11 protein-coding genes and 1 pseudogene are annotated in these 11,427 nt (G+C 66.4%); 8 read left to right on the top strand and 4 right to left on the bottom strand.

Annotated elements, in window-relative coordinates; genetic code table 11:
* From VF643_RS12010 to VF643_RS12000, 3 genes are all read right to left on the bottom strand, one after another.
* The coding region (locus tag VF643_RS12010) for an inositol-3-phosphate synthase (RefSeq protein WP_331043628.1) at positions 1-890 on the bottom strand (890 nt) is incomplete at its 3' end.
* The gene (locus tag VF643_RS12005; RefSeq protein ID WP_331043627.1) at positions 887-1,774 is read right to left on the bottom strand and encodes a CDP-alcohol phosphatidyltransferase family protein; all 888 of its coding nucleotides are present in this window, start codon (positions 1,772-1,774) and stop codon (positions 887-889) included. The genes VF643_RS12010 and VF643_RS12005, both read right to left, overlap by 4 nt.
* A gap of 48 nt (positions 1,775-1,822) precedes the next feature.
* Positions 1,823-3,880 carry an NAD(+) synthase gene (locus VF643_RS12000; protein ID WP_331043626.1) on the bottom strand — a complete coding sequence of 686 codons (2,058 nt, stop codon included), beginning with the start codon at positions 3,878-3,880 and terminating at the stop codon, positions 1,823-1,825.
* Positions 3,881-4,202: 322 nt separating this feature from the next.
* On the opposite strand from VF643_RS12000, the gene VF643_RS11995 reads away from it, so the two are divergent.
* From VF643_RS11995 to VF643_RS11960, 8 genes are all read left to right on the top strand, one after another.
* The gene (locus VF643_RS11995; protein ID WP_331043625.1) at positions 4,203-5,231 is read left to right on the top strand and encodes a DUF5694 domain-containing protein; all 1,029 of its coding nucleotides are present in this window, start codon (positions 4,203-4,205) and stop codon (positions 5,229-5,231) included.
* 150 nt (positions 5,232-5,381) lie between these two features.
* Entirely contained in the window at positions 5,382-5,732 is a 351-nt protein-coding gene (locus tag VF643_RS11990) for an arsenate reductase (protein ID WP_331043624.1), read from the top strand.
* A gap of 55 nt (positions 5,733-5,787) precedes the next feature.
* Positions 5,788-6,213: a hypothetical protein gene (locus VF643_RS11985; RefSeq protein WP_331043623.1), complete on the top strand. Its 426-nt coding sequence runs from the start codon at positions 5,788-5,790 to the stop codon at positions 6,211-6,213.
* Between the two features lie 23 nt (positions 6,214-6,236).
* Positions 6,237-7,097, top strand: coding sequence for a 3-methyl-2-oxobutanoate hydroxymethyltransferase (gene panB, locus VF643_RS11980; protein ID WP_331043622.1), 861 nt, complete (start codon positions 6,237-6,239; stop codon positions 7,095-7,097).
* A gap of 69 nt (positions 7,098-7,166) precedes the next feature.
* Entirely contained in the window at positions 7,167-7,883 is a 717-nt protein-coding gene (locus tag VF643_RS11975) for a tetratricopeptide repeat protein (protein ID WP_331043621.1), read from the top strand.
* On the top strand, positions 7,880-9,202 hold the full coding sequence (locus tag VF643_RS11970; RefSeq protein WP_331043620.1) for a PQQ-like beta-propeller repeat protein: 1,323 nt from the start codon (positions 7,880-7,882) through the stop codon (positions 9,200-9,202). Before VF643_RS11975 ends, VF643_RS11970 begins: the two co-directional genes overlap by 4 nt.
* A gap of 165 nt (positions 9,203-9,367) precedes the next feature.
* Entirely contained in the window at positions 9,368-10,771 is a 1,404-nt protein-coding gene (gene der, locus VF643_RS11965; RefSeq protein ID WP_331043619.1) for a ribosome biogenesis GTPase Der, read from the top strand.
* 56 nt (positions 10,772-10,827) lie between these two features.
* Complete coding sequence (locus VF643_RS11960) at positions 10,828-11,280, top strand: Hpt domain-containing protein (RefSeq protein ID WP_331043618.1); 453 nt, start codon at positions 10,828-10,830, stop codon at positions 11,278-11,280.
* 23 nt (positions 11,281-11,303) lie between these two features.
* On the opposite strand, the pseudogene VF643_RS11955 reads toward VF643_RS11960, so the two are convergent.
* Positions 11,304-11,427 (bottom strand): annotated as a pseudogene (locus VF643_RS11955) (IS5/IS1182 family transposase); the annotation flags it as partial.

The following is an 11,427-nucleotide window of genomic DNA, read 5'->3' as shown; positions in this document are numbered from 1 at the left end:
TTCATCGGCACGCCGCCGAACAGCTGGCCTTCCATGCGCAGGAAGCAGATCTTGTTGTCGTTCTGCCACGGCACGTAATCCGATGGCCCGATATGGACGTTGTCGTCGTCGAGCCGCTCGGCCGCGACCGACTGCACCGCTTCGGTCTTCGAGATCTTCTTCGATTCGAGCCGGCGGTGGTTCGACATGTTGAGGAAGTCGGTGTTGCCGCCGGTGTTGAGCTGATAGGTCCGGTCGAGCTTGACGCCGCGCTTGGCGAACAGGTCGGTCAGCACCCGGTGGACGATCGTCGCGCCGAGCTGCGCCTTGATGTCGTCGCCGATGATCGCGACGCCGGCATCCTCGAACCGCTTTGCCCAGACTGGGTTCGACGCGATGAACACCGGGATGTTGTTCACGAACGCAACGCCCGCTTCCAGCGCGCATTCGGCGTAGAATTCGGTCGCTTCCTGGCTGCCGACCGGCAGATAGTTCATCAGGACGTCCGCGCCGCTTGAGCGGAGCTGCGCGATCACCTCGTCCTTGGTGGGCTGCGCATCGTTGGCGACGATGAAGGTGCGATCCTCGTTAAAGTCCGCCATGTGCTCGGCGACGCCGTCGAGCACCTTGCCCATGCGCACGATCGTGCCGGTCGCGGGCACATTGGCGGCGAAGACGGCGGTGCAATTGGGCTTGGCGAAGATCGCCTCGGCCACATCCTTGCCGACCTTGCGCGCATCGACGTCCCACGCCGCGACCACCTTGATGTCGCACGGGCGATAGCCGCCGACTTCCCAGTGCATGAGGCCGATGACGTCGTTGGTGCCTTCGCGGTAATGCTCCAGCCCCTGGACGAGCGAACTCGCGCAGTTGCCGATGCCCACAACGGCGATCCGGATGCTGCTATTCATCGGTGACCCTGTTCCTTGGTAGTGATGATGCTCGCGATCCGACCACCGGCCGCGAGGAACGAAATATCGTCGCCCGACACCGTCCGCTCGACGGCGCGGTGGCGTGCGATCGTGATCGCGGCGACGGCGGAGAGGACGACGATCTCGAACCCCCAGAAGAGTTGCGGATCGCCCAGGAGGCAGGCGAGGAAGATCGCCTCGACCCGGACATTGGCGGTGAGCCAGGCCATCCATTTCATCGTCGGCGCCGCAGCGCGCGCATAGCGTTGGCCAAAGGCGGCGGTGTCCTCGTCGCGCGCCATGCGGCGTTCGAAGCGCAGCGCGACGCGGTCCAGGCTCGTCGCGAACGTGTCGTACAGCCGGACGAGTGCATTGCCCTCGACAGTCGGCAGTACGGGCTGGGCAATGCCGCGCGCGCGGCGATGAAAACGCGTGCGCTCGCCTTCGTAGAGGCTGGATTGCACCGCATGCGCGATCCCCGCCGCCGCCGAGAGCGCCCAGGCCTGCCCGGTGCCGATGCTGAACGCCAGCGTGACGTAGATCAGCGCAAAGACGCCGTGATCGCACAATCCGTCCAGCATCCGCCCGACGGGGCTTGCGGTGCCGGTCGCGCGCGCGATCATGCCGTCCAATCCGTCGGCGATCAGCCAGCCGACCGAAAACATCAGCCCGAGTATGGCGAAGCGCCAGTCGCTCCACTGCGCGAAGCATGCCGCCGCCACGCCGCCGAGCACAAGCCCGGCGACCGACACCGCATTGGCGGAAATGCCGAGCGCCACGGCATGCGGGAGCAGCGCGCGGCCCGCAGGGTGGATCAGCCAGAGGTTCGAAGGATCCTCGATCCGGAGGTCGCGAGATCCATCCGGGTGAGGACGTGTCATCATCGCGTCATTTGCGCGCGTTGATGCCCGGATGCAACAAAAGTGTCGGCATCACGGCACGTTTCGCCGCAATTCGTCCAGCCATGTTGCTGAATTGCCATCCGATGGTGCACGCCAATCGCCCCTTGGCGACAGGGCGCCCCCCGCCGAAACCTTGGGGCCATTGGGGATCGCCGACCGCTTGAACTGGCTCGTCGTGAAGAACCGATGGAGGAATCTCTCCAGCCATCGCCGTATCGTGGGCAGATCGTAGGCGATCCGATCGGCGTCGGGCACGTCCTCTGGCCAGCGTCCGGCGGCGGCGTCGCGCCAGGCATGCCAGGCGAGAAAGGCGATCTTCGACGGCGCCAGCCCGTGGCGGATGACGTAATGCGCGAAGAAGTCGTTGAGCGCATAGGGGCCGATCCTGCTCTGCGTGCTCTGGATCGCGCCGTCTTCACCGGGCGGGACCAGTTCGGGCGAAATCTCCGTCGCGAGGATCGCGGCCAGTATCGCGTCGGTAGCTACGTCATATTGCTCGGTGCGGATGCACCAGCGAATCAGGAACTGGATCAAGGTCTTGGGCACGCCCGCGTTGACCGCATAATGGCTCATCTGATCGCCGACGCCATAGGTGCACCAGCCGAGCGCGAGTTCGGACAGGTCGCCGGTGCCGATCACCAGCCCCTCGCGCTGGTTCGCCAGTCGAAAGAGATAATCGGTGCGCAGGCCGGCCTGGACGTTCTCGAACGTCACGTCATAGACTGGTTCGCCCTTGCCGAACGGATGGTCCATCTCCTCCAGCATCCGGGTCGCGGCGGGACGGATGTCGATCTCGTCGCCGGTGATGCCGAGTGCGCGCATCAGCGCCCAGGCGTTGCCTTTGGTACCTTCGCCGGTCGCGAAGCCGGGCATGGTGAAGCCAAGGATGTCGGCGCGGGGGCGCTCCAGCCGGTCCATCGCCTTGGCCGCAACGATCAGCGCGTGGGTCGAATCGAGACCGCCCGACACGCCGATCACCAGCCTTTTCGCCCCCGCCGCGACGACGCGCTTCGCCAGCCCCTCGACCTGGATGTTGAACGCCTCGTAGCAATCGGCGTCGCGCTTGACGGGATCGTTGGGGACGAAGGGGAAGCGCCGCACGCTGCGTTCGAAGCCGATATCGCGCGCGGGCACATCGTGGACGAAGCCGATGCGGCGGAAGCGCGTCTCGGGGTGGCCGGCGGCGACGGCGGCGTCGTTGAACGTGCCGACACGGGTGCGCTCCTGCGCGAGGCGCTCGACGTCGATATCGGCGACGACCAGTTCGGGTTCGCGGCAGAAGCGCCGCGATTCGGCGAGCAGTTCCCCGAGTTCATGGACGAAGCCCTGGCCGTCCCAGGCGAGATCGGTGGTGCTCTCGCCGATCCCGGCCGCCGAATAGACATAGGCGCAGATGCCGCGCGCGCTCTGCGCCGCCGCCAGCATCATCCGCTCGCGCGCCTTGCCGATGACGATGTTGGAGGCGGACAGGTTGCAGCAGATCAGCGCACCGCCAAGCGCACCCGCGGTGGAGGGCGGGGTGGGCGCCCAATAATCCTCGCAGATCTCGGCATGGAAGACGAAGCCGGGCAGGTCGGCGGCGGCGAAGATCAGGTCGGTGCCGAAGGGAATTTCTACGCCGCCGAGCGCGATTTCCAGCCCGGTTAGCCCCGCGCCGCTCGCGAACCAGCGCTTCTCGTAATATTCGCGGTAATTGGGCAGGAAGGTCTTGGGAACGACGCCCAGGATGCGCCCGCGCTTGATCACCAGCGCGCAATTATACAGGCGGCCGTTGCGCAGGAGCGCGGCGCCGACGAGCAGCACGGGATCGAGCGCCGCGGACGCCTCTGCCACCGCGGCGATCGCCGCCAGCGTCGCCTGCTGCTGCGCGGTCTGGAGATGGAGGTCGTCGATCGCATAGCTGGTGAGGTTCAGTTCGGGAAAGACGACCAGATCGACGCCGCGTTCGTGCGCCTGGCGCGCGAGGGCGATCGTCGCCTCTGCATTGGCGGCGCAATCGCCGACGCTGGCAGGAGGCGTCGCGGCGGCGACGCGGATCATGCCGTGGCGGTGGAGGTCGTAGAAGGGGTGGGTCATGGCGGCCGTCATAACGCTCCCCAACGCGCTTCGCTAACGGTCGGCCCCATGACACCAAGGCTATCGCGTATGGAACGGCTCGATATCCGGCGCAGACTGGCGACGAGGCTCGCTCAGCCAGACGAAGAGTGTTTCGCGCGGAGGCGCGGAGCGCGCAGAGGTGTTCCGCTTCGAGGCCGCGTCTCGCATCCGAAAGGGGCGAGCGATCAATGCACGTCAGCCAGGCCATTGACGACGCTCCGCTGACCGTATTAGTAGAGCAACACAGTAGGGGTTGGACATGATGGTGAGGTGCACAGTAGCTCTTCTGGCGATTGCGGCAGGTTGCGCGGGAATGGTCAACGCTCAGAGCTATCAGCCGTCTTTTCGACCCGATGCGTTTGAAGACCGCCCTGCCGGTCGCCTCAATGAAGTGCTTGTCGTCGGTTCTCCGCACCTTTCTACGCTGCCAGCCAGCTTCACGCCGGAAATGGTTGAACCGCTCCTCCAGCGCCTTGTGAAATGGCGCCCGACGGCTGTCGCCAGCGAAAACATTTCCGGCCTGCAATGCGATGCCATGCGTCGCCAGCGCGAACGGCAGGCAGAGGCGGTCGAAACCTACTGCTATGATCCCGGCGCTGCCGGGCGTGCGGTCAGGTTCGACGTTCCAGCCGCCAATACGGAGGCCGAGCGGATGTTGGCGAGCTGGCCTGCTAAGCCGTCGCCCGCGCAGCGCCGCCGTCTGGCCCTCGTCTTCCTGGCCGCCGGAGAACCGGCGTCGGCGACGGTTCAGTGGCTCCGACTCCCGGTTGCAGAGCGCCGGGCCGATGGTGACCTGACGAAGGAACTGGCGGCCGATCTGCAAGCTCGCACTACGAGGAAGAACGAGACGGAACTGGTCGCGGCGCAGCTTGCCGCCCGGTCGGGGCTGGAGCGTGTCTGGAGCGTCGATGACCAATCGTTCGTGGGCGCACCCATCGACGAAAAGGCCTATGGCGCTGCCGTGGAGCGCGCGTGGGATAATCCGGCGACCAAGGCGCGCATCGCTGCGGAAGCTGCACTCTATGCGGCGATTGGACGACCGAATGGTCTGCTCGACCTGTACCGGGCGTACAACGCCCCGTCCTTAGCGGCTCAGGCCTATCAATCCGACTGGGGGGCGGCGCTTACCGAGCCGTCCGCCCAGGCCCATGGGCGGCGCTATGTCGCATATTGGGAGACGCGGAACCTCCGTATGGTGGCGAACATCCGCGAAGTTCTCGGCCGGGCGCCCGGAACAAGATTGATCGCCATCGTCGGCGCATCGCACAAACCCTATTATGAGGCGTACCTACGCCAGATGCGCGACGTGTCATTGGTGGATGTAGAACCCCTATTGCGTTAGCTCCGATGGAGGGGGCTTGAGCAATCCCGACTGGGAAGGCCAAACGAGAAAGCGCCCTTGACGGCAAGCTATGTACGTCGGCTAACCGGGCACCTTTTTCCGCCCGCACCCCTTATCGTCGCGCGATACCTACGAAGCCCGAGGATTCGAATGACCCCGACCATCTACGGCATCGCCAATTGCGACACGATGAAGAAGGCACGCGCCTGGCTGGCCGACGCGGGGATCGCGGTGGCGTTTCACGATTACAAGAAGCGCGGCATCGACGCCGCGACGCTCGGCGGCTGGGTGGATCAGGCGGGTTGGGAGCGGCTCCTCAACCGCGCCGGGACGACCTTTCGCAAGCTGCCGGAGGAGGCGAAGGCGGGGCTGGACCGTGACCGGGCGATCACGCTGATGATCGCGCATCCCTCCGCGATCAGGCGGCCGGTGCTGGTGCATGGCGATGGAATCGAACTGGGGTTCGATCCGGCGCGCTACGCGGCGCTGTTCGCGCGCTGAGCCTTGCATATGGCGGGCGCGCGGGTCACGCCGCGGCCCGAGGGAGGATCGATCCATGACACGCATGCGCCCACCCGTCTGGTTCTGGGTTGCCGCCGCGGTGCTGATCCTGTGGGGTCTGTCCGGCGTCTTCGGCTTCTACATGAGCCTGTCCGCAGCCGCGCGCGCGCAGATGAGTGCCTATGATCGGTCGCTGTATGAGAATGCGCCCGAATGGTACATGCCGGTCTATGGTGCCGCCGTCTGGTCGGGGCTGATCGGCAGCGTGCTGCTCGCGTTCCGCCGGCGGATCGCGCGGCTGTTCTACATCGCCTCGCTCGTCGCGGTGGTGGTGATGTTCGTCTGGACCTTTGCCGCGACCGATCTGATCGCGGTCAAGGGCATTGCGACCGCGGTCACCTTTCCGATGCTCATCGCGCTGATCGGCGCGTTTCAGATCTGGCTGGCCGATCATGCGGCGCGGCGTGGCTGGATCGGCTGAGGCGTCGCCGCTACACGTCGGGCATGTCCACCACCTACACCATGGATGCCGGCACCAGCCGCGCCAATCCCACGCCGTCTCCGCTGAAGCGGCTGACCGTGCCCGCGATCCGGCGGCAGAAGGGCGCGACGCCGCTCGTCATGCTCACCGCCTATACCGTGCGGACCGCCCAGCTGCTCGATCCGTATTGCGACCTGCTGCTGGTCGGCGACAGCCTGGGGCAGGTCATCTACGGATTGCCCTCGACGGTGCCGGTGACGCTGGAGATGATGGCCGCGCACGGGGGTGCTGTCGTGCGCGGCAGCTATCATGCGGTCGTCGTCATCGACATGCCCTTCGGCAGCTATGAGGCATCGCCCGAAAAGGCATTCGAAAGCGCGGCGTTCCTGCTCAAGCAGACCGGCGCGGCGGCGGTGAAGCTGGAGGGCGGCGCCGCGATGGCGCCGACAGTGCGCTTCCTGAGCGAACGCGGCATCCCGGTCATGGGTCATGTCGGGCTGACCCCCCAAGCGGTCAACGCGCTCGGCGGCTACGGCGCACGCGGGCGGACGGCGGGGGAGGCCGAAAAGATCGTGGCGGACGCGATCGCGCTCGACAAGGCAGGTGCCTTCGCGGTCGTCATCGAAGGCGTCGTAGAGCCGATCGCGGTCGCGATCACGCACGGCGTGTCGTGCCCGACGATCGGCATCGGCGCATCGGCGCAATGCGACGGCCAGGTGCTGGTTGCCGAGGACATGCTCGGACTGTTCGAACGGACGGCGCGGTTCGTGAAGCGCTACGACGACCTTGCGGGCCGCATCTCGGCGGCGGCCGAAAGCTACGCCGACGAAGTGCGTAGCCGTGCTTTCCCGACCGCGGACCAGACCTACGCCCCCAAGGAGTGACCGCGCTTCCGTTTTCATGCGCGCGCGGCTAAGGCTGCGCGCTTTCCTTAAGCCTTTGCGGAGCCAGTCTTGGCCGTCACACCCGTCAATAACGAAGCCTTCTTCCGCGAAGTCGATGACGAACTGCGTCGCGATCGGGCCGGCCGGTTCTGGCGGCAATGGGGGCTATGGGTCATCGCGGCGATAGTCGCGGGTCTGGCTGCGTTTGGTGGGTGGCTCTATTGGCAGCATCGCCAGACCCAGCAGGCCGGGGTAGAGGGCGAGCAGCTTCAGGCCGCTTATGATGCACTGGCGGCGGGCAACGAGACCGGGGCCGCGGCACCGCTGGCGGGGCTGAGTGCGTCGCCGCGGGGCGCGTATCGCGCGCTAGCCGCCTTCACCCAGGCCGATATCCTGCTCCAGAAGGATGATCTCAAGGGTGCGGCGGCCAAGTTCGCCGCAGTGGCCGGGGACGCATCGGTCGCGCAGCCGTTCCGCGATCTCGCGCTGATCCGCCAGACGGTCGCCGAATTCGATACCTTGAAGCCGCAGGTCGTGATCGACCGTCTGCGGCCGCTGGCGGTGCCGGGCGGCGCGTGGCTGGGCAGCGCGGGCGAGCTGGTCGGGGCGGCCTATCTGAAGATGGGACGTCGCACGGATGCGGCGCAGACCTTTGCGCGGATCGCCGCGGACAAGCAGGTGCCCGAATCGCTCCGTCAACGCGCGGTTCAGATGGCGGGCGTATTGAACGCCGCTGCACCCGCTGCCGTCGCGGTGCCAGCAAAACAGGAACGGACGACCCGATGATGAAGCAGTTCCGCGGCGCAACCGCGGTGGCCGCCCTGATCGCGCTGAGCGCGTGCGGCATATTCAAGGGCGGGCAGAAGCGCACGCCGACGGTGGGCAATCGCGTGCCGATCCTGATGTCCGAAAATGCGGTCGAGACCGACAAGGACATCGCTGACGTTCAAGTCCTGCTTCCCGCCGCCGCGCCCAACGATGCCTGGAGCCAGTCGGGCGGGAATGCGGCCAAGTCGATGGGCCACCTCGCGCTCGCCGCCAGCCCGGCGCGTGCGTGGAGCGCCGTCATCAACGGCGGTTCGAACCGCGAACGTCTCGCCGCGCCACCGGTCGTCGCGGACAACAAGCTGTTCGTGATCGACGTCGATGCGACCGTCCACGCCTTTGCCGCGGATACCGGCGCCGCGTTGTGGACGACGCCGCTGCCTGAGGGCGAGGACAATCGCCCGGCGCGCTTCGGCGGTGGGGTCAGCTATGACGACGGCCATCTGTATGCGACCGACGGTCTGGGCGACGTGGTCGCGCTGTCGGCCGTCGATGGCAAGATCGAATGGCGCGCCAAGCCCGGTGGACCGCTCCGCGGCAGCCCCAGCGTTGCGAACGGCAACGTCTATGCGCTGACCCAGGACAACCAGATGTTCGCCATCGGGCAGGGCGACGGCAAGGTCCAGTGGAACGCGTCGGCGACACTGGAAACGCAGGGCGTATTCGGCGTCGCCGCGCCGGCGGCCAGCGCCGGATCGGTCGTCGCCGGCTTCTCCTCGGGCGAATTGAACGCCTATCGCTACGAGAATGGTCGCGTGCTCTGGCAGGATGCGCTGTCGCGCACCTCGATCTCGACCTCGGTTTCCAGCCTGGCGGATATCGACGCGTCCCCGGTGATCGACGGCGGTCGCGTCTATGCGGTCGGGCAGGGGGGGCGCATGGTCGCGCTCGAACTGTCGACCGGCCAGCGGCTGTGGGAGCAGAATTTCGCGGGTATCTCGACGCCGTGGATCGCGGGCGAGTGGCTGTTCGTGGTCACCGACGACGCGCGGCTGGTCTGCCTGGCGCGCAGCACCGGCAAGGCGCGCTGGATCGCGCAGCTGGCACGTTACCGCAACGAGAAGAAGAAATCTGACGCGATCACCTGGTACGGTCCGGTGCTGGCCGGCGGGCGCCTGGTGCTGACCAACTCGCGCGGCGAGATCGTGTCGGTCAACCCCGGCGATGGCGCGGTGCAATCGACTGTGGAAACGGGTGTGCCCTTCACCCTGCCGCCGATCGTTGCCAATGCGACGCTTTACGTGCTGGATCAGAAGGGCCGGATTTCGGCCTATCGTTGATGAAAACTCCCTCTCCTTCGGGAGAGGGAGGGAGGCGCGTAGCGCCGGAAGGGTGAGGGGGGTGGCGGAGGCCGCCCTCACCTCTCGCCGCTGCGCGACTCACCCCTCTCCCGGGGGAGAGGGGTATGAGGTGACGGCGCTACCGCCTTCCGCTAAGGGCACCACATGCCAAAACTTCCCGTGGTCGCGATCATCGGCCGTCCCAATGTCGGCAAGTCGACGCTGTTCAATCGCCTGGTCGGCAAGAAACTCGCCTTGGTCGACGACCGCCCCGGCGTGACCCGCGACCGGCGGGAGGGCGACGCGCACCTGCTCGGCGTCGATTTTCGCGTCATGGACACAGCGGGCTACGAGGATCACGACGCGCAGACCTTGCCCGGCCGGATGCGCCGCCAGACCGAGAGCGCGGTGGCGGAGGCCGATGTCGCGCTGTTCCTGCTCGATGCGCGCGCGGGCGTGGTGCCGATGGACGAGGAGATCGGCCGCTGGCTGCGCGGATCGACCACCCCGATCGTGCTCGCCTGCAACAAGGTCGAGGGTCGCGGCGGCGAGCAGGGCGTGCTGGAGGCGCTGGCGCTCGGCTTCGGCGATCCCGTCCAGATCTCGGCCGAGCATGGCGAAGGAATCGGCGACCTCTTCGAGGCGCTGCAACCCTTCATCGACCGCGAGCCGGTGGAGGATGAGGAGGAGGACGACAGCCCCGACGCGATCCTGAAACTGGCGATCGTCGGTCGTCCCAACGCGGGCAAGTCCACCCTCGTCAACCGCATGCTCGGCGAGGAACGGATGATAACCGGGCCGGAAGCCGGGATTACCCGCGATTCGATTTCGATCGACTGGCTGTGGGAACCGGCGGGCGGCGAGGCCCGGCGCGTCCGCCTGATCGACACCGCGGGCATGCGAAAGCGCGCCAAGGTTCAGGACAAATTGGAGAAGATGTCGGTTGCGGACGCGCTCCACGCGGTCGATTTCGCCGAGGTCGTGGTGCTGCTACTGGACGCAACCCTCGGACTGGAGGCGCAGGATCTGCGAATTGCCGACCGCGTGCTGGAAGAAGGCCGCGCGCTGGTCATTGCGCTGAACAAATGGGACGTAGCCGAAAACGCCTCATCGCTGTTCAACGGCGTCAAGAAGGCGCTCGAAGACGGGCTGAGCCAGGTCAAGGGCGTGACCGTGATGACCGTCTCGGGCGCGACCGGCAAGGGCATCGACCAGCTGATCCAGGCGGCGTTCGACACGCGCGAGGCATGGTCCAAGCGGGTCGGCACCGGCGAGCTTAACCGCTGGTTCGAACGCGCGATCGAGGCGAATCCGCCGCCTGCGCCGGGCGGCAAGCGGATCAAGATGCGCTACGTCACCCAGGTGAAGTCGCGCCCGCCGAGCTTCGTGATCTTCGGCACGCGCGTCGATCACCTGCCGGCCAGTTACGAACGCTATCTGGTTAATTCGATGCGCAAGGAACTGGGCTTCGGCGCGGTCCCGGTTCGCCTCACGTTGCGTGCACCGAAAAATCCGTTCGATGCGGACGGGCCACAGGGCGGCAACACAAAGTTTACCAGACGCGCGTAGATCGGACGGACGAACCTCTCCGGCGATGCTGGGTCGGACGGGAGGAGAAAATAGACGTGTCGTTCGAAGGCAGCAGCACCCTGGTCGATCGGACCGCCTTCACCCAGGCGCGCAGTGTGCTGGGCGCGGGATTCGTCCGCATTCTCGGCTATTTCCGCGAGGATGGCGTAAAGTCCGTGGCCGCGATCGAAGCCGCCATGCGCAGCGGCAGCGCGGCGGCAATGGTCTTGCCGGCGCATACGCTGAAGGGCGAAGCCCGGCAATTCGGCGCCGAGCCGCTCGCACTTTTAGCCGAATCGATCGAGACTATCGCGCGCGACTGTGTCGAGACCCGCGATACCCCGGATCAGGCAATCGCGCAGGTCGCACGGCTGCGTCCGCTGTTCGAACAGACGCTGACGCTGCTGGAGCGCGAGTCTAATCCGCTGGTCGAACGACGCCCGATGCCGGTGGCAAATGCCCTGGCGGGTGGCTTCGGTCGCCGGCCGGGCGGTTTCGGGCGGGCCTGACCCGCTCTAGGTTCTGTCTGCATTTAACGTAGCCAGATCATGGCGCAGGCGAGGTGGACGAAGCCCATGAAGGCAGGCAGTGTCTTTTCGCAGCGCAAGGCGATCCTGCGGAAGCGTTTGAGTTTGTTGAAGAAGCATTCGACCTGA

It is taken from the genome of Sphingomonas sp., from assembly GCF_036387595.1.
GTDB lineage: Bacteria > Pseudomonadota > Alphaproteobacteria > Sphingomonadales > Sphingomonadaceae > Sphingomonas.
This window is presented reverse-complemented; position numbering and strand designations above follow the sequence as displayed.